This window comes from Thermocrinis ruber (assembly GCF_000512735.1).
Lineage (GTDB): Bacteria > Aquificota > Aquificia > Aquificales > Aquificaceae > Thermocrinis > Thermocrinis ruber.
In genome coordinates this window covers 233,203-259,264 of record NZ_CP007028.1, presented here as the reverse complement: position 1 = coordinate 259,264, position 26,062 = coordinate 233,203, and the positions used below count along the sequence as shown (strand labels likewise).

Genomic DNA, 26,062 nt, shown 5'->3' with positions numbered 1-26,062 from the left:
AGTATGGCTCTTCCAAAGGAAGTTAAAGAAAGGATCATACAAGAGTACAGGAGGCACGAAAAGGATACGGGCTCTCCGGAGGTGCAGATAGCCATACTTACTGAGAAAATCAACAGGCTAACGGAGCACCTCAAAAAACACAAAAAGGACATACACTCAAGGAGAGGACTCATTGCTATGATCCATGCAAGAAGGAAGCATCTGGAGTATCTTAGAGAAAAGGACTACCAAAGGTATTTGGAGGTGGTCAAAAAGCTCGGTCTAAAGGTTAAGTGATGGAGAGGATAGAGGTTAAGCTTGGAGACAAAGACCCAATAATTATAGAAACGGGTCATTACGCCAAGCTATCGGACGGAGCGGTAGTAGTCCGGCAGGGGGATACAGCGGTTTTGGTAACGGCGGTTATGTCCGAGAACCCCATTCAGAACATTGACTTTGTCCCCCTTACGGTAGATTACCGGGAGCAATCCTCCGCCTGGGGTAAAATTCCCGGAGGTTTTATAAAGAGGGAGGGCAAGCCCACCGAAAGGGAGATCTTGGTCTCTCGGGTTATAGACCGTCCCATAAGGCCACTACTGCCTGAGGGCTTTCCTTATGAAGTGGTGATCACAGCCCTCACCCTTTCCGCAGATGACAAGTATGACCCCGATGTACTGGCTATAACAGGTGCCAGCGCTGCACTGCATATTTCTCGTATTCCCTTTGATGGTCCCATTGTGGGGCTAAGAGTTTGCAGGGTGGACGGCAAGTTTGTGGTAAATCCCACTTACGAAGAAAGACAGAGGGCAGACCTGGATATTATTATGGCTTGTTCTGAGTCTGCCATTGTGATGGTGGAGGGTGGTGCCAAGGAGGTGGATGAGGAGACCTTTATGGACGCCCTCTACTTTGGACAGTCCTCTGCCTTGGAGCTTTTGAGGGCTCAGGAGGAACTCAGACAGAGAGTAGGCGTTCCAAAGGTGCAGTTTGAGGGGCTTGAGCTCCCCGCAGAATGGCAAAAGCTTTTAGAGGAGCAATGCACAGAGAGGATCAAGGAATCCCTGAAAATTCAAGACAAAAGGGAAAGAAAGAGCCTACAGGCAAAGATTTTGGAAGAGTTCATAGCCAACAATCAGGTTCCCCAAGAGCTTGCCTTTAAGGTGGGCTACCAATACAAAAAGCTCATCAGCAAGCTCATGAGGGAAATGGTCCTAACAGAAGGCAAAAGGATCGATGGCAGAGGTCCCAAAGACATAAGACCCATCACCATAGAGGTTCATCCCTTTGAAAGACCCCATGGCAGTGCTATATTCACAAGGGGTCAAACCCAAGCCTTTGCTACTGTTACACTGGGTGCTCCTGAGGAAGCCCAGTTGGTGGAGACCATATACGAAGGAGAGACCTTCAAAAGGTTCATGCTTCACTATAATTTCCCACCCTTTTCCGCTGGAGAGGCAAAGCCCTGGGGACCTCCCCGTAGGAGGGAGATAGGACACGGTGCTCTGGCAGAGAGGGCTTTGGAACCTCTGATACCCCCTCAGGAGGAGTTTCCTTACATAATAAGGGTGGTTTCTAACATACTGGAATCCAACGGTTCCACTTCAATGGCTACTGTCTGTGCGGGTTCTTTGGCGCTCTTTGATGCGGGCGTTCCCATGAAAAAGCATGTGGGGGGCATAGCCATGGGGCTAATAATGGAAGGGGAACGCTACGTAATCCTCTCGGACATCTTGGGAGATGAGGACCAGCTGGGAGACATGGACTTTAAGGTGGCGGGCACGAGGGATGGTATAACCAGCGTGCAGATGGACATCAAAATAAAAGGTCTAACTAGAGAGATTATGAGGTCCGCCCTCATGCAGGCAAGGGAGGGAAGGCTCTACATCTTAGAAAAGATGTACTCCGCAATGCCGGAGCCAAGGAAGGAAGTATCTCCGTACGCACCAAAGATAGAGATCATAACCATACCAGAAGACAAGGCTTTAACAGTCATTGGTCCCGGTGGGAAAAATGTCAGGGAGTGGAGGGAAAAGCTGGGTGTTTCCGTTTGGGTCCACGAGGGAGGAAGGACCTCTCTTACCAGCATGGACCGAGAAGCCATAGAAAAGGTAAAAGCCATCATAATGAAGTTGTTGGAAGATGTGGAGATAGGCAAGGTATATGAAGGAAAGATAGTCCGGGTAGAACCCTACGGTGTCTTTGTGGAGATTATGGAGGGAAAAACGGGAATGCTCCATGTTTCTAAGATGGCGGAAAGGGTTAAGGATGTTAGGGCTAGGTTCAAGGTAGGGGATACCATAAAGGTAAAAGTGCTTGACATAGATGAAAGAGGAAGACCAAATTTGACAACGATCGGTATAGACCAGCCGGCGTAGCTCAGCGGTAGAGCGAGGCACTCGTAATGCCTAGGTCGTGGGTTCAAATCCCACCGCCGGCTTGAGAAAGGAGAAAAAATGCTCAGGGTAAAAATAAAAAGGTTTCCGCACGCGGAAGGCTTAGAACTGCCGTTTTATGCAACGCCGGGCTCTGTAGGTATGGACCTTTTATACGCAGGCTATGAAGAGGTGGTACTAAAGCCCTTTGAAAGAAGGCTCCTTCCCACAGGCATAGCCATAGAACTGCCCGAAGGTTACGAAGCCCAAGTACGTCCCAGAAGTGGGCTTGCCATAAAGCACGGTATAACCATCCTAAACGCTCCGGGTACCATAGACAGCGACTACAGGGGAGAAATAAAGGTTATTCTCATAAACTTGGGCAACGAAGATTTCGTTGTTCGCAGGGGAGACCGTATCGCCCAGTTGGTAGTTGCCCCTGTGGTCAGGGTGCAGTGGGAAGAGGTTGAGGAGCTTACAGAGAGCCTTAGAGGTCCCAACGGCTTTGGTTCTACAGGGAGGTAGGTAACATGGAAATGCACTATGTCTTTCTTTACCTTGCCATAATCCTTTTCAGCGCCCGAATAGTGGGAGATGCCTTTGCAAAGTTTGGTCTTCCTGCGGTGCTTGGTGAGATACTGGTGGGTGTTTTGCTTGGCAAGAGTGCCCTCGGGTTAATAGAGGTAAACGAGATCATAAAGGTCCTCGCGGAGCTTGGAGTGATCCTATTGCTCTTTCAGGTGGGTTTGGAGGCGGACATACATCAGCTAAAAAAGGTGGGCATAAAAGCCGTTATTGTTGCCTTTGTGGGTGCCTTTGCACCAATGCTCCTTGGCTTTTTGGTAGGCTATTATCTCTTGAACCTTCCCCTTTTAACCTCCCTCTTCTTAGGAGGAACCTTGACCGCTACGAGCATAGGGATAACGGTGGGAGTCCTGGAAGACTTGGGAAAGATGAAGGAAAGGTTTGCCCAAATAGTTTTGGGTGCGGCGGTCCTTGACGACATCTTTGGTGTGATCGTATTGGCTGGACTCTACGAGCTTGCCAAGGAGGGGCAAGTACATGTGGATGCTCTGCTGCTGCTTGTTCTTTACATAGGCTCCTTTTTTATCTTTTCTCCCATACTGGCACAGATTTTGGCGAGGGTTATACAGCTTCTTTCAAAAAAGCTGGGCACTATGGACTTTGTGCCTCCGGCAGTGCTCTCAATGGTCCTCTTCTTTGCCTTTTTAGCCCACGAGGTGGGCTCTCCCGAAATACTCGGTGCCTTCACCGCAGGTCTTGCCCTCTCAAGGCGTTTTGCCATTCCCTTTGCCCTGTTTTTGAAGACCGACGAGAGGATGGCGGAAAAGATAGAACATTCTATACTGCCTTTAGTTTGGGTGCTAACACCTGTATTCTTTGTCTATGTGGGACTGCAATTGAATTTAAAAGCCATTGACTTCACCTCTGCCAAGTTTTGGACCTTGGCGTTGCTTATAACACTCGTTGCAGTGGTAGGAAAAGTAATCTCAGGATTTTTTGTTAGAGTACCACTCAGAGAAAAGCTCTTGATCGGTTTTTCTATGCTACCACGGGGTGAGGTGGGTCTCATCTTTGCGGAGTTTGGAAGGCAGGCAAAGGTTTACGACGATACCCTTTATGCGGTGGTGATCTTTGTGGTAGCAATAACTACTTTGATGTCTCCAATAGCCCTTAAAATATTAGCCAGAAATTGAGCTATGGTGGTTAGTAGGTTCGCACCAAGCCCTACGGGTTATTTACACCTTGGCAACGCAAGGACCGCCATCTTCAGCTACCTCTTTGCGAGGCATCACGGAGGAAAGTTCATCCTACGCATAGAGGACACGGACAGGGAAAGGTCATCCAAAGAGTTTGAGGAGATGCTCCTTAGGGACTTAGAGTGGCTTGGCATAGAGTGGGACGAGTTTTACAGACAGTCCGAAAGGTTTGATATATACAAAGAGTACGCCCAAAGGCTAATAGAGTCCGGATGGGCTTATCCTTGCGTATGCACACCGGAGGAGCTAGAAGAAGAAAGGAAAAAGGCAGAGGAAAAAGGCATTCCCTACAGATACTCGGGCAAATGTAGGCATATGAACCTTGAAGATGTTAAAGACAAAGGAATACCCTACACTATAAGGTTCAAAGTTCCGGAGGGAGAGGTGATAACCTTTGAGGACCTTATAAAGGGACCTATATCCATAAGCGTGGATGACTTTGGAGACTTTGTGATCGTCCGGAGCGACGGAAGCCCGGTCTATAACTTTGTGGTGGTGGTGGATGATGCCCTGATGGGTGTTAGCCATGTGATAAGGGGGGAAGACCACATTCCAAACACACCTAAGCAAATACTCATATACCGAGCTTTGGGCTTTGAGGTTCCCAAGTTTGCCCACCTGCCTGTAATTCTTGGACCAGACAGAAGCAAGCTCTCCAAAAGGCACGGTGCAGTCTCCGTAAAAAACTACCGAGAGGAGGGCTTTTTGCCACAGGCTATGTTCAACTACCTTTGCCTTTTGGGATGGTCTCCGCCAGAGGAAGGAAGGGAGGTCTACTCAAAGGAGGAACTGATTAAGCTCTTTGACCTAAAGGATGTTAACGACTCTCCTGCTGTTTTTGACGCCCAAAAGCTTAGGTGGATGAACGGAGTGTATATAAGAGAAGTTCTGAGTCTTGAGGAGCTTGCAAAGGAGCTCACTCCTTTCCTTGAGAGGGCGGGATATTCCTTTGACAAGGATTACCTTTTAAAGGTTCTGCAGAGGGCTAGGGATGCCTTTGAAACCCTCTCAGAAGCAGTGGATAGACTAAAGCCCTTCTTTGTGGATGATGTGGAATATTCAGAGCAAGCAAAGGGAATTTTAGAAAATCAAACCGCCATGCAAGTTCTGGAGTATGTGCTTTTAAAGTTAGAGGGAGAGGAACTGAGCGGACAGAAGATCAAAGAGATCGCCAAGATGGCCCAGAAGGAGCTTGGAATAAAGCCCAAGGATTTTTGGCACACACTGAGGGCAGCCCTAACGGGAGAGCTGGAGGGTGTTGGAGTGGATGTTCTATGCGATGTTTTGCCGAAGGATAGGTTTATAAAAAGGGTAGAGAGGGCACTGAAGAGCTTTCAGTAGTTCCTCATTGCGTGGGCACCTGGATAACTATAAACTCTGCCCTCCTGTTGGTTAGCCTACCTATGGGCGTAGTGTTCTCTGCGATGTATCTTTCCTTTCCAAAACCCACTATCTGTATCCTCTCAGGTTTTATACCCTCCTTTACCAAAAAGTTTTTAACCGCCATAGCCCTCCTCAGTGCAAGCTTTTGGTTGTAGGCCTTGGTGCCTATATCATCCGTGTAGCCTTCAATCCTTAGGTTTATGTTGGGATTTTCCTTTAGCACCTTTGCCACCTCTTTGAGCAGTGGTATGTATTCTTTCTTTATGTCTGCCTTATTAAAGTCAAAGTGTATTCTGGCGCGCACCATAAGGGGTTCTTCCACTTTTGCAGGTTCCTGCGGTTCTATTGGCTTTTGGACGACGGGCTCCATAGGTTCTGCTTGGGCGACGGGAAGTTCTACTTTACCCGTATAACAAACCAGGGACTCCCTCTTAGCTATATCCACCTTCTCTTTGGCAAGCAAATAGTTGGAGAGAAAACTATCATACAAAGACTGCACAAGAGATGCCTTAGGTCTTTCTTTTGAAAGCTCATGGATTAAACCTTCATAGTAGGCTTCTGCGTTAGCCAACTCTTTGGGTGCACAACTGAAAGCCTTTTCTTCCCTTATTTTTTGCAAGTTAGCGTAGATGGCTTTTAGGTCTATAGTAGGCTTTCCTCTATTAGGGGGTAGCTCAGGTTCCGAAAGTTTGTCTAACTCCGCCGAACCTTCTATAGACTTAGAGGCAGAGTTCATGCTCTTTATGGCAAAGATCTTTGAACTAACTTCCTCCATTTCGCTGGCAAAGAGAACAGAAAGGTCCCTGTAAGCCCTCGCCTTCTCAAAGTGGTACGGAGACTTTTCCCTTCCTCCCGCCTTATAAGCTACTTCTATCAACCTTTGGGATTCTGCAATACCTTCAGATACTCTAAAATCCATTTGCTGTGCAGAGGCACTAAACATTATTGCCACAGTCAGAACCTTTAAGATCGTAATATTTTTCATCTTTCTCCTCCTTATTTTAAGTAGCTATTATAAATCCACCTATTAAAATATTACTCGCTCATGAAAAACTTTTACGCAAATCTTTTCGCCTTTTTGTTGCTGTGGGTAGCCTGCGTGGGAATTGTCTTTTACAAACCTGTAAATCTTGGGCTGGACCTAAGGGGTGGTGTGTCTATACTGCTCCAACCGGACCTTTCTTACGCCTTGGAACAGGAATATCAAAGGCTGAGTAAAGATTTATACGATAAACTGAGGGAGGAGAGAGTTCCCGTGCTTGATGTTCTGGCAAGCAAAGAGGGTATAAAGGTAGAGCTTTTGGAGGACGCTAAAATAGAGCAGGTGATCCAAAAGAACTTCCCACGTCTTGAGATAAGGGAAAGGGGCAAAGGTTATGTCTTGCTTGCTTTAAAAGAGCAGGAGATATCTGCCCTAAGGGAGGGAACTATAAGCCAAACCATTGAAGTGTTGAGGAAAAGAATAGATGAACTGGGAGTGGTTCAACCAGTCATTACCAAGGTGGGGCAGGATAGGGTTCTGGTGGAACTACCGGGTATTTTGGATTTGGAGAGGGCCAAATCTGTTATAGGAAAAACCGCCCTCTTGGAGCTAAAGCTTGTAGTTGATGCGGGCAGCAGGGAAGACCTTGAAAAAAAACTAACACCAGATCTGGAGCTACTTCCTTCAAGGGACAACACCCAGTGGTTTTTGGTGGAAAAGACAGCGGTTATAACGGGGGCGGACCTAAAGACCGCCTACACCTCTCAGGATGAGTTTGGAAGACCTGCGGTTAGCTTTGAGCTAACAGACGAAGGGGCAAAGAAGTTTGGAGAAGCTACCGAGAAAAACATAGGCAGAGCCCTTGCCATAGTGTTGGATAAAAAGGTAATTTCCGCACCGGTTATAAGAAGCAGAATAACCAGCACTGGGCAGATAACTGGGCAATTTACCTTGGATGAAGCTAAGGAGCTTGCCATTGTGCTTAGAGCTGGTGCTCTTCCCACAAAGGTTGATTTCTTGCAGGAGAGTGTTATAGGACCAAGCCTTGGTAGGGACGCTATAGAGCAGGGGATAAAGGCCGGTGTCTTGGGCTTTGTACTCTTAGCCCTTTTGCTTTTGTTCAGATACAAAACTGCGGGCATAACCGCCAACCTTTCTATAATCCTCAACGCCCTTATGCTATGGGCTGGCATGGTTCTTTTGGGTGCCACTTTAACATTACCCGGCATTGCGGGGATAATACTGAACATGGGAATAGCGGTAGATTCCAACGTGCTGATCTTTGAGAGGGTAAAGGAAGAGCTGAGGCTTGGGAACAGCATAAGAAAGGCAATAGAGCTTGGCTACAGGAGAACTTTGAGTGCAGTCTTTGATACTCACATAACACTCTTGGTTGCAGCGCTAATACTCTTTCAGTTTGGCAGTGGTCCGGTAAAGGGTTTTGCCACCACCTTAACCCTCGGAACAATAGCCTCTTTTGTGTCAAACGTGTATTTTGCCAAGTTTCTTCTTGAAGTCCTACACAAACTAAAGGCTTTCAGAATATAAAAATATGATGGTGGCAAGTTAGCTGTAAGGGATTAAAATTAACTCTGTGCTGGAGTTAAGAGAAAGGGACAGACTTGAGAGCCTGTTTTTGGAAGTTTTGGAGGACCAAAGCAAAAGGGAACTACTGCTTTACTTACTTTGCTACATCCAGCTTGTAAAGAAGGAGGGGAATTTTTCAATTGGCTTGGATCAGTTCTTGGGTTGTGCTTACAGAAGCTTCAGGGCAAGTAGGAGCCAATGGAAGGATATTCTGGTGGAGCTAAACCTCCTTAAGATCACTGACATATACGGGAATGTGTACGTTGGGAAGGATATTTACAAGCTGCAGGAAGATAACCTGTTCTTTGTGAGTCTGTATGAGCAATATTTAGAGGATTTTTACGGGTTTTCAAACAGGGTAGTTAAGTATTGGAGTATAGCCCACAAGCTTAGCTACAGTAAGCTATGGAACCCTCAAGATGCCATCCATCTGGGTGTTTATATCTTCAACGAAGAGCTTTATGAGGAGTACATGCACTACTCGGAGTTGCAGAAAGAAAGGTTCAAAAAGGATGCGGTCTTCTTTGAGGTTCTTGAAAAGGCGGTTAAAGGAACAACCATCCAAGATTGTGCCAAATGCTGGTGGGAAGCCTTAGAGCTGGCAAAGAATCTTCCCAATGTGTATTATGGCGTTGATGTGGAAAAGCTCAGGAAGAGTTTGGAGAACAACTGGAGAAGGTGTCAAAAGGGAAAAAAGGTGGAAAAGGTCAAGGTGGAGTTTGTAAAGCAAACAAAGGGAAAAGGTTTTTGGAGATACCTAAAGGACACTATAACAAGGCTTTACAGACGCTTAGTGCACAAGGGACCTTGGAACATAACCCTAAAAGAAGAGTGTTTAAGGGAACGCCCGAGATTGAATGTTTAAGGACATCTCCGATCCGATCTATCAGTTCATAAGGCTCTATCCAAAAGAGCTAAAGATAATTGATAGCTTTGTCTTTCAGAGGCTAAGGTATGTAAAGCAGTTGGGAGTTGCACACATGGTTTTTCCCTCCGCCCAGCATACTCGCTTTGAACACTCCCTTGGGGTTATGAACTTGGCGGGGGAGATGTATATGAGCCTTGGCTACAAAGATCAGAGGCTCTTTGAGATCGTACGCTTGGCGGGGCTTTTGCACGATGTGGGACATCCACCCTTTTCTCATACCACTGAAGTTCTTTTGGGGGACAAAAGCCACGAACACATAGGAAAGGAGCTTGTCCTCGGAGAGATAGGAGAGGAGTTAAAAAGCCTTGGCTTTTCTCAGGAGGATGTGGAACTTTTAGCACGCCTTGCCTTTAAAGAACCAAAGGACGAGGAGGAGAGGTCCCTTTCCCACATAATAACGGGGGAGCTTGGGGCAGATAGGATGGATTACCTAAGAAGGGATGCATACTTTTGTGGAACTTCTTATGGGTTTTTTGATTACCGCAGAATTTTGAACCACTTAGAAAGACGAGACGGCAAAAAATGCGTCAACAAAAGCGCCCTGAGGGCTTTGGAGAGCTTTTTCTTGGGTAGGTTCTTTATGTACGTGCAGGTTTATTTCCACAAGGTGGTACGCATACTCAACATCCACCTTCTGGAGCTTATAAACAGCTACATAGAGAGGGGGCTCTTTTCCAAGGAAGAGTTTCATAAGCTTACAGATGCACACTTTATTGCCCTTGCCCTCAAAGAAAAGGAAAATCCTTTAGTTAGAAGGCTCTTCTTGAGGGAACACTTCAGAGAAATTTATAAGGGCGAGGACCCAAAAGAGTTTGAACAGGTTAAAAGTTATCTTTTGGAAAGGTTTGATGAAAAGGACCTGAGGTTTGACATAGCAGAGAAGAACCTTATAGAGGAGGAGTCCTATATAAGCTACGACGCAGAGTTAAAGGAACTCAGGGAAGTATCTCAGATTATGCGAAACCTTCCCAAGATACGGATATACAGAATATACATAGAGCCAAGGTTAAAAGAGCATGCGCTCCAGTACCTTAAAAAGACTGATTGAAAGCTCAAGGGCCTCTACCCTAATATGGGTTTATCTATCGGCTATCGTTGGCGTATTGTCTTTGGTGGGTATGGCAGAAGTTCCTTACCTTTTGGTATGCCTCTCCTTCCTATTTGCGGGTCTTTTCATGGATTACAAACAGACCTATCCCATCAGACGGCTGTTTCTAAACATCTTTGGCGTGGTGATGGTCCTCTACTTTGGCTCTCAGCTTAGCCTTGAAAATCTTGTGGGACCTCTTTCAAACCTACTTCTCATCCTACTTGGCATAAAGTTCCTTGAGGAGAAAAAGCCAAGGGATATGTACCAGATTTTGCTTCTCAGTTTGCTCTGCATATCTTTGGCTACCCTCCACAACCTATCTCTGAGCTTTCTGCTTTTTTTGCTGGTCTTTAGCTTTCTTTCCATTACCTCCCTCGTGTTTATAAACTCTTACAGACAAAGCCAGAGGGATTACCAGAGGGCGGAGGTATTCTTCCACTACTTCAAGGTCTCTTTAGCTTTGTTTATCTCTGTCTTTTTGTTTGCCGTTCCTTTTTTCGTGGGACTTCCCAGGAGCCAGTTTCCCATTTTGGACCTTTTTGGCAGGGGCGAAGGTCTAAAGACGGGCATAGCAAGGGAAGTTTCTTTGGGAAAGGTGGGAGAAATCCAACAGGACAATACCTTAGCCTTTAGGGTCTATGGACTAAGTCAGGGGCTCAAGGATCCCTACTGGAGGATTCAGGTCTTTGACACCTATCAAAAGGGGCGTTGGGTTATTAACTTGAAGGGAAGCCAACCCCTGCCAAAAGGGACAGGGGATGTGCAATACACAGTAGTTTTGGAGCCCCATTACGATGACTACCTACCCGCCTTGGATTACCCCTACAGCTTGAGCACTTTGGAAGGTATAAAAGCTCAGGTTTTTGTTGCGCCCGGTGGCGTTTTTAGGGCTTCCACTTCAATAAACAGACCCATCCGATACACCGCCAGTTCTGTCTTTGAGCCCCCAAACTGGGATGAGGACCTTGGGTCCTATCTTGAAGTGCCAAAGGATGTGCCAAAGGGCTAAGGAACTTGGCACAGGAGCTATCCCGCAACGCAAAAACTGACGAAGAAAAGCTAAAAAGGGTAATTGAGCACTTTTCCAAGGGATACACCTACTCCCTTAAGTTGGAAAAGTTTGAAGGAGACCCCCTTGAATACTTTTTGCTGGTTTCCAAGAAGGGAAACTGTGAATACTACGCCAGTGCCACTGCCCTACTGCTTAGGCTTATGGGTGTGCCCGCGCGGGTGGTGGGAGGCTTTAAGGGAGCCATTTGGAACAACTACGGAAACTACTACATTATCACCAACTCTATGGCTCACGTGTGGGTGGAGGCGTACATTAACGGAAAGTGGGTAAGGGTGGATACCACCCCTCCCTACCAGTCCCCAGCCCTTAAACGCATATCAACCCTCTCTTTGATAATGGACAGCATAGTTTCCTTCTGGTATAGCAATGTGGTGGGCTTTTCCGCCGAAAAGCAGATAAGCCTTTTTAAAGCCTTTGGCAAAGGCCTCAGGTGGAGCGTCAAGAAGGAAAACCTTGCGGTAGTGTTAAAGTATATACTCCTAACCGCCTTAGCCTTAGTCCTGCTTTATTTACCCTTTTACCTCTACAGAAGGTTAAAGAAGGACCCAGAGAACCTCTTCAGAAGACTACAAGAAACATTAAACTCCAAAGATAGCCCCGAAAGGCTCTTAGAGAAGTTCAAAGGCAAAGAACAGTACAGGTACGTAGAATACATAGTAAGGCTATACCAAAGGTACAAATACTCCAACTACAGGGTTTATCCCGATGAGGTTATGGAAGGCTACAGAGTTTTAAAGATCCTAAAGGATACACTCAATAGTTCCCGTCGCTCCTCACCTTGATCACAGTATGTACATTTCCCCTTGGGTTGAAATCTCCTATCACCTCCAAAAACTTGGGCTTTAGGGTTTCATAGAGGGCTTGGTAGATCTCGTTGGTAGCCTGCTCGTGGGATATATACCTGTTTCTGAACTTGTTTAGCCAGAGCTTTAGGGACCTCAGCTCCACTATATACTGGTCTGGAATATACCTTATCTTTATGGTGGCGTAATCTGGGTAGCCAGAGCGGGGGCAAAGGCAAGAAAACTCCGGAAACGTGATCTCTATAAGATAGTCCCTCTCCTTGGAGGGATTCTCCCAAACTTCCAACTGTGCCTGTTCAATTGCTAACTCACCGTATTTTTTTTCCATACTAATAAAATATAGCCCGTGAAGGTTTATAAGCTTGGCAGAGTGGGAAACTTACGTTCAACCACCCTCTTTCATGCCTTTGCCCGTGCTGGACTTTACGGCTTAATACTTGTAGAGCCCGATGATACTTACCTAAGCTTGGGCTACTTTGATAATTTGCAACAGGTGGTAGATTTGGAGAGGGCTAAAGCCCTAAACATTCCCATCATAAGAAGAGAGGTGGGCGGTGGGACTGTGCTTTTGTCAAGAGGGCAGGTTTTTTATCAGTTGGTGGTTCCCAAAAGCCTTGCACCCTTCAAGGTGGAAGATGCTTACAAAAAGTTCTCCCAACCGGTGATGGAAACTTACAGACAACTAGGCATAGAGGTGGAATACAGACCTATAAACGATATAATCACCAAAGGCACCAAAAGAAAGATCAGCGGACAGGGAGCGGGAGATATAGGCAAAGCTTTTGTGTTTGTGGGAAACATTCTTTTAAGGTTTGACACACAGCTTATGGCGGAGCTTTTAAAGGTTCCAGACAAAGGGCTTTTAAAAAGCCTTTTGGATGAGAACATAAGCTGGGTGGAAAGGGAAACAGGCAAACTACTGGACTTTTGGGATGTGGCAGGGCTTTTGGAGAAGTCCTTTAGGAAAGTTTTGCCCTTGGAAGGGGAGGGAGAGGTGTCACAGGAGATTCTTGAATTGGCAGACAAGTTAAAGGAGGAGCTAACCTGCGAGGAGACCCTCTTTGAAGACACGGGCAGAAACCACAAACTTTTAAAGATAAGAGAAGGGGTATTTTTGGAGAGGGAAAGCTTAAAAGTTCTGAAAGATCAGGAATAATCTATTTTGATTTTCTCTATTATGCCTTTGAAGTCCTTCCAGTATATAGCCGGCCATGTTTCTGTAGTCGCATGACCAAACGACCTTATTATCATTGCAACCTTAGCCGCTTCTTCATCATCCTTAGCTTCAAATATGTCAAGGTAATCGTAGGGACCAAAAACTACAAGGTTCATGATCCATCTAACACTGGGGCAGTTCTCTTCAATTAGCCTTTTTGCATGCTGTTCTATTTCCTTCAGTTTTTCCAAATTTTTAACTGCATACGGGGATATCTTTGTCAGCATTACATACATACCCATATCTATTCCCCTCCTGTGGATAAATATAAAACCCAAAGGCTGATGAAACAATATCCGTTTAAAGTTGAAAAGCTGGTTTATAATTTTTATGCTACAATATTCTCCTTAAGTTTCAGGAGGAACGCAATGAGAGTAAAGGGTCCTTCTTCCAGAAAGTTTAAGAAGAAGATCTTAAAGCTTGCCAAGGGCTTTAGGGGTAAAAAGCACACCAGCTACAGAAGGGCAAAGGAGTACGTCTTTAGGGCTTTGCAGTATCAATACAGAGATAGAAGGCAGAGAAAGAGAGAGTTTAGAAGGCTCTGGATCGCAAGGATCAACGCAGGGGTCCGACCCTATGGGCTCTCCTACAGCAGGTTCATGAACGGCTTAAAAAAGGCTGGTATAAACCTAAACAGGAAAATGTTGGCAGAGATGGCGGTTAGGGACCCAGAAGGTTTTGCCAAAGTGGTGGAGATGGCTAAGCAAGCCCTAGCTGTAGGATGAACTTAGAGGACCTCCAAAGGCAAGCTCAAGAGGATATAAGCAAGGTTCAGTCTATTGAGGAACTTCAGCAGGTAAAAGCCAAGTATCTGGGCAAAAAAGGTCTTATCACCTTAGCCATAAAGGATATTGCTACCATCCCACCCGAGCAGAGGAGGGAGTATGGCTCAAGGCTAAACCAAATTAAGGAGTTTGTGGAAAACCTGTTGGAGGAAGCTCAAGAGAGGTTAAAAAATCTTGAGTTGGAGAGAGAACTTGCGACTGCATGGGAAGAGCTAACAGTTAGTCTTCCTAAGTGGGTGGGCGCCCTGCATCCCATAAGTCAAACCTTGGAAAGGATAGAAAGCATCTTTGTGAGCATGGGTTTTTCGGTGGAAGAAGGACCGGAGGTGGAGCTTGAAAGCTACAACTTTGACCTTTTGAACATTCCAAAGGACCATCCTGCCCGAGATATGCAAGATACCTTTTATGTAAATAAAGAGGGTTATCTCTTGAGGACGCACACCTCTCCCGTTCAGATAAGGGTTATGCTCTCCCAAAAGCCACCCATTTATATGATCGCACCGGGCAGGGTTTATAGGAGGGATGACGACCCAACCCATTCGCCCGTCTTCCACCAAGTGGAAGGTTTGGTGGTGGATGAAGGGGTAAGCTTCAAACACATGAAGTATACAATAGAGGTGTTTTTGAAGGAATTCTTTGAAAAAGACGTGCCCGTTAGGTTCAGGGCTTCTTACTTTCCCTTTACGGAGCCTTCTGCGGAGGTGGATATAGGCTGTTTGGTTTGTGGGGGTGAGGGTTGTAGGGTCTGCAAGGGCACCGGTTGGCTGGAAGTTATGGGTTGTGGTATGGTTCATCAAAAGGTCCTTGAAAACTGCCATATAGACACCGAGCTATATCAGGGTTTCGCCTTTGGGATGGGGGTAGAAAGGCTATGCATGCTATACTTTGGCATAGATAACATAAAGCTATTTTATGAGAACGACCTTAGGTTTTTGAGGCAGTTTCGGTGGAGCTGAGCCTTAGTTTAGAAGAGGTAAAAAGTCTCTCAAAGGAGTTTGATGTGATCCCTCTTTTTGTGGAGGTTTTGGCGGACACGGACACACCTCTGAGCTTGTTTTTAAAGTTAGGGGATTGGGGCAAATACAGGGCACTTCTTGAGAGCGCAGAGGGTGGCATAAAGTGGGGAAGGTTCTCTTTTGTGGCACTGGGATCAGATCTGTCCTTTAGTTTCAAAGATCAAGAGGGCGATCCCTTTGAAGCACCAAAGAAATTTTTAGAGGGTCTGAGGGCATACAGGGACCCAAGACTGCCAAGGTTTTGGGGAGGTTTGGTAGGATATGTTGCCTACGATGTGGTCAGGTTCTTTGAGCCCGTGCCAATAGGTAAAAAGGATGTAATAAACCTACCGGACATGTTCTTTTTCCTAACGGAGCTGGTGCTCATCCACGACAACCTAAGCGGAAAGGTCAAAGTGGTGGTTCCCATCTTTCCAAAAGAAGGTGCTGAAAAGGAATACCAAAGGGCAAAGGAAACTTTGCAGGAGGCTTTAAAAAGAATCTATGAGGGTTGCGTGTACCCTAAAAATTACCAGGACAAAGAGCCAGAGCTTTCCCTTTGGAGATCTAACTTCACCAAAGAGGGTTTTAAAGAGGCGGTCTTGAAGGCTAAGGAGTACATAGCCCAAGGGGATGTTATTCAGGTGGTGCTTTCTCAGAGGTTCAGCAGGGCTTTTAAAGGGAATGCGGAGGACATATACAGGGTGCTTAGGTTTTTAAACCCTTCTCCTTATATGTTCTATCTAGATTTTGGAGATTTTCAAGTGGTGGGTTCCTCTCCGGAGGTTTTGGTGCGGTTGGAGGAAGGAAAGGTTTTAACAAGACCCATCGCAGGGACGAGGAGGAGGGGTAATACAGAAGAGGAAGACAGAGCCTTGGAACAGGAGCTTTTGGCAGATGAAAAGGAGAGGGCGGAACACCTGATGCTTGTAGATCTGGGTAGGAACGACCTGGGAAGGGTTTGTAAGCCCGGCACAGTCAAGGTAACAGACTTTATGAGGGTTGAAAGGTATTCTCACGTGATGCACTTGGTTAGCGATGTGGAGGGAGAGGTTATGGAAGGACTGTCTGCCTTTGATGTTTTGAAGGCGTGCTTTCCGGCGGGGACAGTCTCCGGTGCTCCCAAAGTGAGGGCTATGCAGATCATAGAGGAGTTGGAGCCAGAAAGAAGGGGTATTTACGCAGGCAGTGTGGGTTATGTATCCTTTGACGGGAATATGGACATGGCAATTGCTATAAGAACTGCGGTGTGCAGAGGAGGAGAAGTCTTTGTTCAGGCGGGGGCTGGCATAGTGGCAGACTCAGACCCAGAGAAAGAGTGGTGGGAGACGGTAAACAAGGCTAAAGCCCTTATGAAGGCGGTTGATATGGCTGTACCGTGAATTTTTCCTCATTTCCTACTGATTCATAACTTTAGAACACCCTCCAGCGGACCCTTGATATAATTGTCTTGCCACACGGTAGGGTAGGGGTGTTTTGCCATGAGACTGTTGATCCTTTTACTGCTTTTTACCCTCTCCTTTTCCCAGCATGTTAAAGTGCTTTATTCAAACGGCAAAGTAGAGGTGGTGGATACAAGGAAAACACCTCTAAGCGTCCTTCGGACACGTCCGGATGTTATATATGTGGAGCCACCCATAAAGCTCAAACTCCTTGACACCATAGCCTACTCCTCCTCCGTAGCCATAAGGGGCAGTGGGAACTACAGCTTTAGCATAAACACCCAAAGTGGGCAGAGGCTATCCATCTTGGCGGGTGGTGCATCCGTTTCCTTCTCCGGTAGCTGTTCTGGAAGCATAGATAATCTAATTTGCAACAGTGGGACCCTAAACCTTAGCGTTTATTCCTCCTCCGATTGGAGACTTATAGTCCAATCTTTTGGTAGAAACCTTCAGCTTTCGGACCTTTCTACCACCGCCTACTACATAGGCACGGGTGCGGCAAACACGGGAAAGACTGGAAGGAATGTGATAATAGGAATCATAGACTCTGGCATAGACTGGTGCCATCCTGCCTTTAGAAGGCGTGATGGCTCTTCCAAGATTCTTTATTACTATGTGCCAGCAACTAACACAGAGTATACAAGAACACAGATAGAACAGTTTATAAGAGACGGAAGGTGCGATGGAGATTACGATATACATGGCACCCATGTGGCGGGCATAGCCAGCTATATTGCTCCAGATGCAGACCTTATTGTGGTGCGCACAAACCTAGAGGACACAGATGTAATCCGAGGCTTGCAATATTTGAGGAACAAGAAAAACTCCCTTGGCAGACCTATGGTGGTGAATATGTCCCTTGGCGGACACTTTGGACCTCACGATGGAACAAGCATGTTGGAAAGGGCAATAGCCAACCTTTCGGGAAGCGGTTTTGTGGTTGTTGCGTCGGCGGGCAATGAGGGCCACAAAAAACTCTATGCAAAAGTAAGTGGCATAAGCTCCACCGTCTCCGTTAGGCTCAACTCTCCCTATCCCGAGGGTGATGTCATAGATGGCTGGTATAAAAACGGCACCCTTAGGGTTGAGTTTTGCGACAGTTACAACAGGTGCCTCTCTACAGAGCCGGGAACATCTGTCAGTGGCAATCTTTCTGGAGGGTGCCGTGTGAATATTGACAACACAAAAACAAGCCACCCACTGAACGGAGACGGTAGGTTTGTGGTAGGGTTTAACTGCAGTGGTAACTTTACCATAAGGCTTACGCCACGTAGTGGAACACCCAACGCAGACCTATACTTAGCCAATGAAAACGGCGAGTTTATAGATTGCTTTTTAGATGACGGGTTTGGTGGCTTTTTGGGAACGGTGGTGCAGCCCGCAACATCTCCCTACGTTATAGCGGTTGGGGCTTTGACTTCAAGGTTTGTCTCTTACGATCCGAGAAGTTTTATTGATTTGGGTAAAATTGCTTACTTTTCCTCCCGGGGACCCACAAGGGACGGGAGGCTAAAGCCAGAAGTGGTGGCACCCGGATACTTTGTCCTTGGTCCAGAGGCTGGAACCAGTGGCTACATACCACTGCCCGGGACTTCCATGGCTTCACCAGTAGTAGCTGGTTTGGTGGCTTTGATTTTGGAAGAAAACCCTAACTTGGATGTAAATGGAGTTAGAAGCATTTTGATCTCCCAAGCCCTCTCGGACGGTTTTACGGGCTTCTTGCCCAACAACACATACGGATATGGAAAGGCTTTCTTGAGTTCTTTTAGCAGTGTTGGTAGTGTTGGAAGTATTTACGTAGGCTCCCTTGAAAACTTTACTTGCGGGTTGAGAGAGAGTGTTGGTGGTGGCGGAGGCGGTGGAGGTGGTGGATGCAACAGTGCTAGCCCAGACCTATACACTGCCCTGTTAGCCCTTGTCTTGACTGTAATTCTCAGGAAGAGAATAAGAAAAGTGCTATAATTTAGAAAAGGGGGAAAGGGCGATGAAAAAATGGGTTATCTATTCAAGTCTTTTTGGAATGGCAGGCTTTGGGCTTTTTGGGTGCGGAGGCAGTGGTCTTTCGGATGCGGGAGGTAGCCTGGCAGAGTTTAGCACGGTTGTATTTTCTTCCGCTGGTGTAGATGTTAGCCCGGGCATAGTTCCGATCGTGAATGCACAGACACAGCAGATTTACGATTTCAATCCATTAAAAGCCTGTGTTGGAGATACAAACAACAACGGAAGGTGTGATGAACCCGGTTGCCAAACTTGTGCGGATGTGCCCGCGGGAACACCTTGCGACGGTGGGAATTTTAGAGATGTTTGCTGTGCACAAGTAAATACCTGCATTGGAACACCCACGGAATGGACTATAACCTTCAACTTTAGATCAATACCACTCTTTGACGCCAGCGGGAAACCTCTACCAAGACCGACATCTCCAGTCATAATCCAAGGCTACACCGCTATTTTTAGCTATTCTTTCGGTTGTCCGCCTTTTCTTCCTACATCAGATGCAAAAACCGTTTACACCGTTGTCCCAGCACCATCCGATGGAGAGAGCACAGCATCTGTTTCCCTCACGTACAACACCCGACCCTTTGCATTAGCTATTGGTATATCCAATGTGTGTATAACCACCACAACGACGAGCTTCATACCACCACCTGGTTTTTCTGGTGTTTGCAATGTAAACGCAGTGTATAACTGGACTGTAATGGAGCAATACAGTGGAAAGGTGAAAACAGTATCTGTACCCGTGAGCTTTCAGATCGTGCCTCTCAGTGGCACCTGCGTGCCTTAATATAGGCATTCAGTTAAACAAAGACCAATTTGAAATGCTCTTGAAATAAACCAGATTGGAAACAAGGTGTAAAAGACTAACAAAAGCTAAGGACCTTGTTTTTTGATAGGCAAAGCCAAAGAAGAGGGAAGGAAAAAAGGTGAGCAGGGAAAGAATACCGGGGTATAAGATAAAGTGAGGGATCACAAACATAAGAGAAACACTCAGGTTGCTGAACCTTTTCATAAGGTATACCCTAAAGAAGAGCTCCTCCGCAAAGGCAGAGATGGTCATGCCCAAAAGCCAAAGGGCATCAAAAAACAAAAAGGTTGTGGGATAAAGGAGCCAAAGAAGAACCCACCGGTCCAAAAGTCTTATCTCAAGAAAGACAAGGGGAAAAAGCAAAAAGAAAATGGAAAGGTTTGGAATGCCAAAAAACTTATGCAAAAATACGGAGAGTAGCACAAACAGGTAAAGGATGAGCTCATAGTAGCTTTTTATAAAGGATTTTATCCGCTTGCCTGTCATAAACCACCTCAAAGACTGCCGACCTTTCTCCGCTCCTTAGCTCCATCTTTATGTGAAAGGTGGAACTTTTCACGTCTATTAAATCCCTGATATTGTAAAGGATATCAAGGGTCATGCCATCCACCATCAGCAAATCTTCGGGCTTTTTGAAGGGTTCTCTGTTTCTTCTTTCTATTATCTTGCTCGCCAAGGTTTCGTCTATTCTCTGGTCAAGGGCCATCAGCACATAAAGGCTTGCGGTGTTTATGTTGACCTTTCCTTTGGAATCCACTGTGGTAAGCTCTAAAAGCCCCGGGTAAAACTTTCCGCCCAGCTCCTTTCCCAGTAGGTCTTGTCTATCAAAGCCCATGTAATAGAGCTCCTCCTTTGCATCCAAGGGTGCCCTCTTGATGGGATAGTCGGTGTTTATAGTGCCCTTTGATTTGCCAGTCCAAACCAAAAGGTTTTCTTTATAGGAAGGGTCAATGGCAAGGAGCCTTAAAAGCCTTTCAAAGAACTTCCCGTATGGACCCTCATCCACTGAGTTTAGGTTTAAGAACCTATCTTCGTCGTATATGGTAATCCTCAGCTCGCCCCTATCTGTTCTAAAGGTCAGCTCCCGTGCCCAGCTATCTTGAAGGCTATCCACGGAAGGGTCATCCCTTTTTAAAAGGTCAAGGACTAAAGGCAGGGCGTAAGAAAAGACATAGCTTGCCTGCACCTTAAAGGATACCTCCTCCACCACCTTTTGGGCAGACTTGGTGGCAGAGTATGCATCCAGCACATAGTAAGCGGACATCAAAAACAGCATCAGGGCAAGCAGTGGGATCATTTCAAAAGCAAGTATATTTCAAATAGCCCCTGTCCGGTGTTATCCACCGCCCTTAGCTTTTGCACGCTTATACCCCTCTCCTCCAAGGCATAGATCAGGTAGGGAAGCTTTTCTCCGGGCAGGTTTGTACCCTGCACCTCGTAGCCCGCATCCGTTTGCCTAAAGGATTTGAACTCTCCCTGATACTGAGAAAAGAGCATTCTTATCAACTGCTCAGTGGGTGCTTCCCTTTTCTTCCCTTGGTAGTTTGCCAGCAAAAACATAATCTCTTTGTGCTTTAGGTAATCTCTGTAGTAGCTATCCCTTAGTTTGTAATATCGGTCTAAGAGTAGAAAACCAAGCAATGCAGAAAGTAAAACAAAGAAGATGATCGCATCCCTTCTTTTCAGCCTCATCGCAGTTCCAACTCAAACTCCAAAGTGCCCGAGGGTGTTTTTTTAACAGACTTGGGCGAAAGCCCTCTGACCACCTCCTCTTTTCCTTCGCCCTTGACCAAAAGACTGTCCTTTGAAAATTCTAAGGAGTATAGCTTTAGGTCCGGGGAAAGCTTGGTAGATAGTTCATAGAGCTTTTGGGTAAGCTGGAAGGACTCCTCCTTGCTTGCCTTAGAAAGGACTTGTTCCCTTACACCAACCAGTGGTGCGTTAGGAAAGAGTTTTTTAAACTCAGTTTTTTCTTTTTCCCTCAAAGGCTCCACCGACCAGAGCCTTTCTGTGCCAAAGTATGCCAAGCCAAAGAGCAACAACCCACCCACCAAAGAAAAGCCCGCCCACCTAAGCTCCTGAGGAGAAAGCTCCCTCTTCACAAAGTCTGGGTAGGGAGTTTTCACCACATACTTTAAGCTGGCACCAAAGGCGCTCGTGTATTCAGGCTGGCAGTATGGATTTTCTATAAGCCTGCTAAAGAGTCTTCTTAACCCTTTCAGCTTGGCACCACCACCGCTAAGAAGGATGGGAGTGTTAGCATCCACCCTCAGGTTAGACAGAATGCCCCGGAGCCCATCCTCCACCTCCTTTAACTCCAAGCCCTTTTCTATCTTCAACTTCTCTGCCCTCTGTGGTTCCTCCGGGTCTATCAGAGAGTTTAAATAATCTCCACCCCTGAGTAGCACCCTGTAGCGGGAGAGAATACCACCCTCTACGCATACCAGTGTGCTCTTTCTTCTGCCAAGGTCCAGCACGCATCCATCCACCCCAAGCAGGTGCAAAACCCTCGCCAAGGAGAATATCTCAAGGTCTATGTCCCAACAATCTTCCTCCTCAAAGTTCTTATAAACGCCCAAGATGGCAAGGTCTCCATGCAAAGAAACATCCCACTCCACCTGCCCAAACTTTTCGGAAACCTCCAACTGGTAATAATCCCTTAGGTCCGAGAACTTTTGGGATAAAGCTTTTTCAACCTTTACAAAGCAACGGTCTGATGGTACTACACATATTTTTTTGCCAAGCTTTTGAGTGGGAGACCAGCCCCTACCCAGCAGGGACTTATTCACGCTAAAGTATTTTTTACCGTCCACTCCCGTGTATATCATTCTACCTTTATAGCCCTTATTAGTTCTTCCGAGGTGGTTATGCCCTGTAGCACCTTATCCACACCGTCCTGTAGCATGTCTTTAAAACCTTTTTCTTTGGCAAACCTTTTTATGGCGGTTGCGTCTTGGGTTTTTAGTATAAACTGCTTCAGCTCTTCGTCCAACTCAAGCACCTCAAAGATACCCGTCCTTCCTTTGTAGCCTGTGCCCATGCAATGCTCACATCCCAAGCCCTTGTAGAAGATGTAATCTCCTTCCAAGCCAAGCTCTTCCAGTTCCTCCTTGGATGGCTTGTATACGGTCTTACACTGGTGGCATATTTTCCTAACCAGCCTTTGGGCTATGACCCCCTCCAAGGAGGAAGCGATCAAAAAGGGCTCTATTCCAAGGTCTGCAAGCCTTGCCACCGCAGAGACTGCGTCGTTGGTATGAAGGGTAGAGAGCACCAGGTGTCCAGTGAGCGCCGCATGGACTGCAATTTCAGCAGTCTCCGCATCCCTTATCTCGCCCACCATGATCACATCCGGGTCCTGCCTGAGGATAGCCCTGAGTCCGCTGGCAAAGGTGAGCCCCACCTTAGGATTAACCTGAATCTGGCTAACACCCTTCACTTGATACTCGGGCGGGTCCTCTATGGTGATGATGTTTTTCTCTGGTCTTTTTATATACAGGATCATGGCGTAAAGGGTGGTGCTCTTTCCAGAACCAGTGGGACCTGTAGCCAAAACTATGCCGTAGGGTTTTTTGGCGAGCCTTCGGACCTTTTGCAAGTCCTCCGGAGAAAGCCCCAAGTCCTCCAAGGTTAGCATCTGATTGGAACGGTCCAAGAGCCTAAGAACAACCCTCTCTCCAAAGACGGTGGGCACCGATGAGACCCTTATGTCCATCTCCCTGCCACCCACCTTGACCCTGATCTTTCCATCTTGGGGCACCCTTTTTTCCGCCACGTTCATGTTAGCAAGAATTTTTATACGAGAGACCACCGACTCGTGCAAAGAGAGGGGTATGCTCATGTAGTCGTGCAAAATTCCATCAAGGCGAAACCTAACGTAGGATGCATCCTGATAAGGCTCTATGTGGATGTCCGAGGCAGAAAGGGTGGTTGCCTTTATGAGCATAGAGTTCACAAAGCTAACCGCAGGGCTCTTGTCTTCCTCAAGCAGGAGGTCCTTTAGGGCTTCTTCTTCACCTTCCTCTCCTTCCACCACCACCTCCTCTTGGGCGAGCCTCCTTTGGAGCTCCTGTGCAAAGGTGTTTTCATCTACAAAAACAACATCTATTTCTTTTTCCAACAAAAACCTAAGTTCCTCCAAGAGAAAAAAGTCATATCCCTCAGGAGCCAAGAGCTTTAGCCTTTTTTCATCCTCCTCAAGGGGGATAACCCTGTAGTCCTTCAGCACATTCACTTTCACGGGAATAATTATACTTAATCAAAAACTGCCTTATAATGTCCATACGCATACGCTGAGTGAAAAATCAAGCACATAGCTAAACTTTGAAAGAGATCAACTTTTAACATCCACGGACTAAACTGGCGATAGAAGAAATACTAAACAGAGCTTTTAATTGGAACAGATCTACTGTAAGCCTCCTTTAGTGTAATTCAGGCATTCGGCAAAAGTGCCCCCGCCCCATAGCTGGGGGGCGGGTAGGAATATGGGTGTCTCTGGTTTAGTGAGAGGTAGGGCCAAACCGCAGTACGATGGCCTTGGGGTTCGTGTTGGTGACACCTCCCACGGGGCCCGTGGTGGAACCCACCGCGTAGTAGTAGCCTCCCGGCCCTTGCACCACGCCAAAGCCCAGCTCGGTTCCCCCGCCGAAGTCCACCTCCTCGTAAGCAAGCCGGGTCCCGTCCATCCTGTAACGGGCGAAGAAGAGATTGGATCCGGTGAGGCCGTCCTCGGTGCCGGGGAAGCGGTCCTGTGCCTGCACCAGCCCTTTCACGTGCCCTACGAGGAGGAGGTTGCCGTCCGAGGCCAGGCGGAGGCCGCGGACCCTATCGGCGCAGAGTAAGTTCCCATGAACCAGCTGGCAGTTCCCGCCCTGAGTGTAAAAGTAGTCATCGGGGAGGGAGGGAAAGGAATCTATCTCCTGCCCAGTAGCGGAGTCCAGGACCCAGGCCCGGGCAAGGCCCATGACCGCCAGGCTTACGTCCCCCTCAGCGACCACTTCCCCGCCAAACCCCGCAGCCAGAAGACGTGTGCCGTCTTGACTCAGGGCTATGGAGAGAATCTCCGTGTCCCCGGCGGTCTGGATGTAAAGAATGCCTCCTTGGCCAAACCCCTCATCACAGTCCAGGTTGCTTGTCGAAAGCTTCATGATGAAACCCATGGTCTGCTGGCCTACGGAGCCCGTGGGTGTACCTTGGCAGTCAAAGGGCACATTGGTATGACCCGCCACATAGAGGCTCCCGTCCCGCACCAACACTGCCTCCACGTGGGTTTTGGCCTGGGCGTCATTGCTTCCCAAAACGAGACGCCTTAGCTCCTGTCCGTAGTTTGGGTCTAGAACGGCCACGAAGCCCTTGGTCCCCCCAAACCCGCCCACGTAAACCCCGGAATCGTCTACGGCGAGGGCGTAGGCATAAGTTGGTTCGTACAGCGAGGTCTGGTAGAGAACCGCCACCCCTGGTTGGCTAAAACCCGGATAGCTGTTGCCGCCGAAGCCATTTACGTAGCTGAGGTCGCTGGGGTTCAGCTTGGCTACGAAGGGGTAGCCTCCGCAGGTATCCTGGTTGGTGTCATCGCACCCCGCGAGGTACCCGGCCACGTAGAGGTAGCCCCCGTGCAGGGCCAAGGCGTAGGCCCGGTCGTTGACGCGCACACCCCCGTAGTCCGGCATAAGCTCAGAGCCGATACGCCTTTGGGCCACCACCCCCCCCTGGTCGTCCAGCTTCCAAACCATGGCATCTTGTAGGCCATCATCGTAGGTGCCCTGACGAAAACCGGCCACGTAGAGGCTCGTGCCATCGCTCACCACTGCCAGGGCCTTGGTTCCATTGCCCTCGTAGAGAAGGGCGAAAGCCTCTCCTTGGCCCGCGCCACCACCTCCCCCGCCGCCACTTCCACCACCCGACAAGCTGGAAGCAGTTCCTCCGCCGCCGCATGCGGTTAGGAAAGCACTTAGGGTCAGCATCAGCAAGGCAAGAATGAAAACTTTTCTCATGGCTCTACCTCCCTAGCTTTTGAAATGGTGTATATAATATATACACTCTGAGAGAAAATTCAAGCGGAGAAATTATAAAGAGGGTAGCTATAGCAGGTTTTTTAATACCAAACCTTAGCTTTAAACTAATTTCTCGCCCAACGTATTTTAAGGGCATAAATTTTGGAAAGAATATGATTTTTGACAACAGGGAGACCGCCGGGCGCTTGCTGGGTGAATGGTTAAAGGAAAAGCTCGGAAAGGAAGGGAATTACATAGTTCTGGGTATTCCAAGGGGAGGGGTTGTGGTAGCAAAGGAAACTGCAGAAATTCTTGGAGTGCCTTTGGGAGTGTTGATCGTGAGAAAGTTGGGCGTTCCAGAAAATCCAGAGCTTGCCTTTGGTGCCATAGACCCAGATGGCAATATATATTTGGATAAAAGCACTGTTGAATACTTTGGGCTTACTCCTCAAGTTATTCAGAAAATAGCCCAGGAGGAGCTAAAAAAGATAAGGGAAAGGGAGAAAAAGTTTGAAAGGGGGCTTATAAAGGATTTTAAAGATAAAGACGTTATAGTGGTTGATGATGGGGTGGCTACTGGCATGACCATAGAGGCAGGCGTAGAGTATCTAAAAAGAAAAGGAGCAAAAAGGGTGATAGTGGCAGTGCCCGTATGCCCCAAAGAGACGGAAGAGAAGTTAAAAAGATACGCAAATGAGGTCTATTGCTATTACTCCACTACCACCTCTCCCTTTGCAGTGGGTATGTTTTACAGGGACTTTAGACAGGTAGAGGATGAAGAGGTCCAAAATCTGTTGCAATAAATCCACGCAGAACCTATATTATAAACCTTTGAATAGGAGGTAGAG

Annotated in this window: 26 protein-coding genes and 1 tRNA gene; 18 read left to right on the top strand and 9 right to left on the bottom strand. The window is 47.2% G+C overall.

What is annotated here, in order from left to right; all coding sequences use genetic code 11:
• Positions 1-3 precede the first annotated feature (3 nt).
• From rpsO to gltX, 6 genes are all read left to right on the top strand, one after another.
• Positions 4-276: a 30S ribosomal protein S15 gene (gene rpsO, locus THERU_RS01365; RefSeq protein ID WP_025305489.1), complete on the top strand. Its 273-nt coding sequence runs from the start codon at positions 4-6 to the stop codon at positions 274-276.
• Positions 276-2,354 (top strand): polyribonucleotide nucleotidyltransferase, encoded by a 2,079-nt coding sequence (locus tag THERU_RS08275; protein WP_025305488.1) that lies wholly within the window; start codon positions 276-278, stop codon positions 2,352-2,354. Before rpsO ends, THERU_RS08275 begins: the two co-directional genes overlap by 1 nt.
• A tRNA-Thr gene (locus THERU_RS01350) sits at positions 2,345-2,416 on the top strand. Before THERU_RS08275 ends, THERU_RS01350 begins: the two co-directional genes overlap by 10 nt.
• Positions 2,417-2,432: 16 nt before the next feature.
• Positions 2,433-2,876, top strand: a complete 444-nt coding sequence (dut, locus tag THERU_RS01345) for a dUTP diphosphatase (RefSeq protein ID WP_025305487.1) — start codon at positions 2,433-2,435, stop codon at positions 2,874-2,876.
• A 5-nt stretch (positions 2,877-2,881) separates the two neighbouring features.
• On the top strand, positions 2,882-4,069 hold the full coding sequence (locus THERU_RS01340; protein ID WP_025305486.1) for a cation:proton antiporter: 1,188 nt from the start codon (positions 2,882-2,884) through the stop codon (positions 4,067-4,069).
• Positions 4,070-4,072: 3 nt separating this feature from the next.
• Positions 4,073-5,473: a glutamate--tRNA ligase gene (gene gltX / locus THERU_RS01335; RefSeq protein WP_025305485.1), complete on the top strand. Its 1,401-nt coding sequence runs from the start codon at positions 4,073-4,075 to the stop codon at positions 5,471-5,473.
• Positions 5,474-5,477: 4 nt separating this feature from the next.
• Here the strand turns inward: gltX and THERU_RS01330 are convergent, their stop codons facing one another.
• Complete coding sequence (locus tag THERU_RS01330) at positions 5,478-6,500, bottom strand: OmpA family protein (protein ID WP_025305484.1); 1,023 nt, start codon at positions 6,498-6,500, stop codon at positions 5,478-5,480.
• A gap of 60 nt (positions 6,501-6,560) precedes the next feature.
• Between THERU_RS01330 and secD the strand changes: the two genes are divergently transcribed.
• Genes secD through THERU_RS08660 form a run of 5 tightly spaced genes read left to right on the top strand, consistent with a single transcriptional unit; the run spans position 6,561 to position 11,956 of the window.
• Positions 6,561-8,045 (top strand): protein translocase subunit SecD, encoded by a 1,485-nt coding sequence (gene secD, locus THERU_RS01325; RefSeq protein WP_025305483.1) that lies wholly within the window; start codon positions 6,561-6,563, stop codon positions 8,043-8,045.
• 46 nt (positions 8,046-8,091) lie between these two features.
• Entirely contained in the window at positions 8,092-8,949 is an 858-nt protein-coding gene (locus THERU_RS01320; RefSeq protein WP_025305482.1) for a hypothetical protein, read from the top strand.
• Positions 8,942-10,060, top strand: a complete 1,119-nt coding sequence (locus tag THERU_RS01315; RefSeq protein ID WP_025305481.1) for an HD domain-containing protein — start codon at positions 8,942-8,944, stop codon at positions 10,058-10,060. Before THERU_RS01320 ends, THERU_RS01315 begins: the two co-directional genes overlap by 8 nt.
• The gene (locus tag THERU_RS08665; RefSeq protein WP_245565833.1) at positions 10,029-11,111 is read left to right on the top strand and encodes a TgpA N-terminal domain-containing protein; all 1,083 of its coding nucleotides are present in this window, start codon (positions 10,029-10,031) and stop codon (positions 11,109-11,111) included. The genes THERU_RS01315 and THERU_RS08665 overlap by 32 nt, the downstream gene beginning before the upstream one ends.
• 5 nt (positions 11,112-11,116) lie before the next feature.
• Positions 11,117-11,956, top strand: coding sequence for a transglutaminase-like domain-containing protein (locus THERU_RS08660; RefSeq protein ID WP_245565832.1), 840 nt, complete (start codon positions 11,117-11,119; stop codon positions 11,954-11,956).
• Here the strand turns inward: THERU_RS08660 and queF are convergent.
• Positions 11,928-12,305, bottom strand: a complete 378-nt coding sequence (gene queF, locus THERU_RS01305; RefSeq protein ID WP_038531977.1) for a preQ(1) synthase — start codon at positions 12,303-12,305, stop codon at positions 11,928-11,930. The two genes, THERU_RS08660 and queF, sit on opposite strands and share 29 nt — an antisense overlap.
• Positions 12,306-12,323: 18 nt before the next feature.
• On the opposite strand from queF, the gene THERU_RS01300 reads away from it, so the two are divergent.
• On the top strand, positions 12,324-13,133 hold the full coding sequence (locus THERU_RS01300; protein WP_025305479.1) for a lipoate--protein ligase family protein: 810 nt from the start codon (positions 12,324-12,326) through the stop codon (positions 13,131-13,133).
• Here the strand turns inward: THERU_RS01300 and THERU_RS01295 are convergent.
• Positions 13,124-13,420, bottom strand: coding sequence for a GYD domain-containing protein (locus THERU_RS01295; protein ID WP_245565831.1), 297 nt, complete (start codon positions 13,418-13,420; stop codon positions 13,124-13,126). The genes THERU_RS01300 and THERU_RS01295 overlap by 10 nt on opposite strands.
• Positions 13,421-13,561: 141 nt before the next feature.
• On the opposite strand from THERU_RS01295, the gene rplT reads away from it, so the two are divergent.
• From rplT to THERU_RS01270, 5 genes are all read left to right on the top strand, one after another.
• Positions 13,562-13,918 (top strand): 50S ribosomal protein L20, encoded by a 357-nt coding sequence (gene rplT / locus THERU_RS01290; RefSeq protein ID WP_025305477.1) that lies wholly within the window; start codon positions 13,562-13,564, stop codon positions 13,916-13,918.
• On the top strand, positions 13,915-14,934 hold the full coding sequence (pheS, locus tag THERU_RS01285; RefSeq protein WP_025305476.1) for a phenylalanine--tRNA ligase subunit alpha: 1,020 nt from the start codon (positions 13,915-13,917) through the stop codon (positions 14,932-14,934). The genes rplT and pheS overlap by 4 nt, the downstream gene beginning before the upstream one ends.
• Complete coding sequence (gene trpE / locus THERU_RS01280; RefSeq protein ID WP_025305475.1) at positions 14,925-16,355, top strand: anthranilate synthase component I; 1,431 nt, start codon at positions 14,925-14,927, stop codon at positions 16,353-16,355. Before pheS ends, trpE begins: the two co-directional genes overlap by 10 nt.
• Before the next feature lie 99 nt (positions 16,356-16,454).
• On the top strand, positions 16,455-18,377 hold the full coding sequence (locus tag THERU_RS01275) for a S8 family serine peptidase (RefSeq protein ID WP_025305474.1): 1,923 nt from the start codon (positions 16,455-16,457) through the stop codon (positions 18,375-18,377).
• 22 nt (positions 18,378-18,399) lie between these two features.
• Positions 18,400-19,200 (top strand): hypothetical protein, encoded by an 801-nt coding sequence (locus tag THERU_RS01270; RefSeq protein WP_025305473.1) that lies wholly within the window; start codon positions 18,400-18,402, stop codon positions 19,198-19,200.
• A gap of 9 nt (positions 19,201-19,209) precedes the next feature.
• On the opposite strand, the gene THERU_RS01265 is transcribed toward THERU_RS01270, so the two are convergent.
• The 6 genes from THERU_RS01265 to THERU_RS01240 all read right to left on the bottom strand — a co-directional run bounded on the left by THERU_RS01265 (position 19,210) and on the right by THERU_RS01240 (position 25,214).
• On the bottom strand, positions 19,210-19,707 hold the full coding sequence (locus THERU_RS01265; protein ID WP_025305472.1) for a CPBP family intramembrane glutamic endopeptidase: 498 nt from the start codon (positions 19,705-19,707) through the stop codon (positions 19,210-19,212).
• Positions 19,664-20,518 carry a type II secretion system minor pseudopilin gene (locus THERU_RS01260; protein ID WP_025305471.1) on the bottom strand — a complete coding sequence of 285 codons (855 nt, stop codon included), beginning with the start codon at positions 20,516-20,518 and terminating at the stop codon, positions 19,664-19,666. Before THERU_RS01260 ends, THERU_RS01265 begins: the two co-directional genes overlap by 44 nt.
• Positions 20,515-20,913 (bottom strand): hypothetical protein, encoded by a 399-nt coding sequence (locus tag THERU_RS01255; protein WP_025305470.1) that lies wholly within the window; start codon positions 20,911-20,913, stop codon positions 20,515-20,517. Before THERU_RS01255 ends, THERU_RS01260 begins: the two co-directional genes overlap by 4 nt.
• A complete protein-coding gene (locus THERU_RS01250) occupies positions 20,910-22,049 on the bottom strand; it encodes a type IV pilus biogenesis protein PilM (RefSeq protein ID WP_025305469.1) in 1,140 nt (379 codons plus the stop codon). The genes THERU_RS01255 and THERU_RS01250 overlap by 4 nt, the downstream gene beginning before the upstream one ends.
• Positions 22,046-23,461, bottom strand: coding sequence for a GspE/PulE family protein (locus tag THERU_RS01245; RefSeq protein WP_342666007.1), 1,416 nt, complete (start codon positions 23,459-23,461; stop codon positions 22,046-22,048). Before THERU_RS01245 ends, THERU_RS01250 begins: the two co-directional genes overlap by 4 nt.
• A gap of 259 nt (positions 23,462-23,720) precedes the next feature.
• Positions 23,721-25,214, bottom strand: coding sequence for a hypothetical protein (locus tag THERU_RS01240; protein ID WP_025305467.1), 1,494 nt, complete (start codon positions 25,212-25,214; stop codon positions 23,721-23,723).
• A 173-nt stretch (positions 25,215-25,387) separates the two neighbouring features.
• Here THERU_RS01240 and THERU_RS01235 point away from each other — a divergent pair, with 173 nt between their 5' ends.
• Positions 25,388-26,017: a phosphoribosyltransferase gene (locus tag THERU_RS01235; RefSeq protein WP_025305466.1), complete on the top strand. Its 630-nt coding sequence runs from the start codon at positions 25,388-25,390 to the stop codon at positions 26,015-26,017.
• Positions 26,018-26,062: the final 45 nt, after the last annotated feature.

Bases quoted from the DNA above. Each gene is read 5' to 3' on its own strand.
- rpsO (WP_025305489.1), top strand. From the start codon at position 4: ATGGCTCTTCCAAAGGAAGTTAAAGAAAGGATCATACAAGAGTACAGG.
- THERU_RS08275 (WP_025305488.1), top strand. From the start codon at position 276: ATGGAGAGGATAGAGGTTAAGCTTGGAGACAAAGACCCAATAATTATA.
- dut (WP_025305487.1), top strand. From the start codon at position 2,433: ATGCTCAGGGTAAAAATAAAAAGGTTTCCGCACGCGGAAGGCTTAGAA.
- THERU_RS01340 (WP_025305486.1), top strand. From the start codon at position 2,882: ATGGAAATGCACTATGTCTTTCTTTACCTTGCCATAATCCTTTTCAGC.
- gltX (WP_025305485.1), top strand. From the start codon at position 4,073: ATGGTGGTTAGTAGGTTCGCACCAAGCCCTACGGGTTATTTACACCTT.
- THERU_RS01330 (WP_025305484.1), bottom strand. From the start codon at position 6,500: ATGAAAAATATTACGATCTTAAAGGTTCTGACTGTGGCAATAATGTTT.
- secD (WP_025305483.1), top strand. From the start codon at position 6,561: ATGAAAAACTTTTACGCAAATCTTTTCGCCTTTTTGTTGCTGTGGGTA.
- THERU_RS01315 (WP_025305481.1), top strand. From the start codon at position 8,942: ATGTTTAAGGACATCTCCGATCCGATCTATCAGTTCATAAGGCTCTAT.
- THERU_RS08665 (WP_245565833.1), top strand. From the start codon at position 10,029: ATGCGCTCCAGTACCTTAAAAAGACTGATTGAAAGCTCAAGGGCCTCT.
- queF (WP_038531977.1), bottom strand. From the start codon at position 12,305: ATGGAAAAAAAATACGGTGAGTTAGCAATTGAACAGGCACAGTTGGAA.
- THERU_RS01295 (WP_245565831.1), bottom strand. From the start codon at position 13,420: ATGCTGACAAAGATATCCCCGTATGCAGTTAAAAATTTGGAAAAACTG.
- rplT (WP_025305477.1), top strand. From the start codon at position 13,562: ATGAGAGTAAAGGGTCCTTCTTCCAGAAAGTTTAAGAAGAAGATCTTA.
- pheS (WP_025305476.1), top strand. From the start codon at position 13,915: ATGAACTTAGAGGACCTCCAAAGGCAAGCTCAAGAGGATATAAGCAAG.
- THERU_RS01275 (WP_025305474.1), top strand. From the start codon at position 16,455: ATGAGACTGTTGATCCTTTTACTGCTTTTTACCCTCTCCTTTTCCCAG.
- THERU_RS01270 (WP_025305473.1), top strand. From the start codon at position 18,400: ATGAAAAAATGGGTTATCTATTCAAGTCTTTTTGGAATGGCAGGCTTT.
- THERU_RS01265 (WP_025305472.1), bottom strand. From the start codon at position 19,707: ATGACAGGCAAGCGGATAAAATCCTTTATAAAAAGCTACTATGAGCTC.
- THERU_RS01260 (WP_025305471.1), bottom strand. From the start codon at position 20,518: ATGATCCCACTGCTTGCCCTGATGCTGTTTTTGATGTCCGCTTACTAT.
- THERU_RS01255 (WP_025305470.1), bottom strand. From the start codon at position 20,913: ATGAGGCTGAAAAGAAGGGATGCGATCATCTTCTTTGTTTTACTTTCT.
- THERU_RS01250 (WP_025305469.1), bottom strand. From the start codon at position 22,049: ATGATATACACGGGAGTGGACGGTAAAAAATACTTTAGCGTGAATAAG.
- THERU_RS01240 (WP_025305467.1), bottom strand. From the start codon at position 25,214: ATGAGAAAAGTTTTCATTCTTGCCTTGCTGATGCTGACCCTAAGTGCT.
- THERU_RS01235 (WP_025305466.1), top strand. From the start codon at position 25,388: ATGATTTTTGACAACAGGGAGACCGCCGGGCGCTTGCTGGGTGAATGG.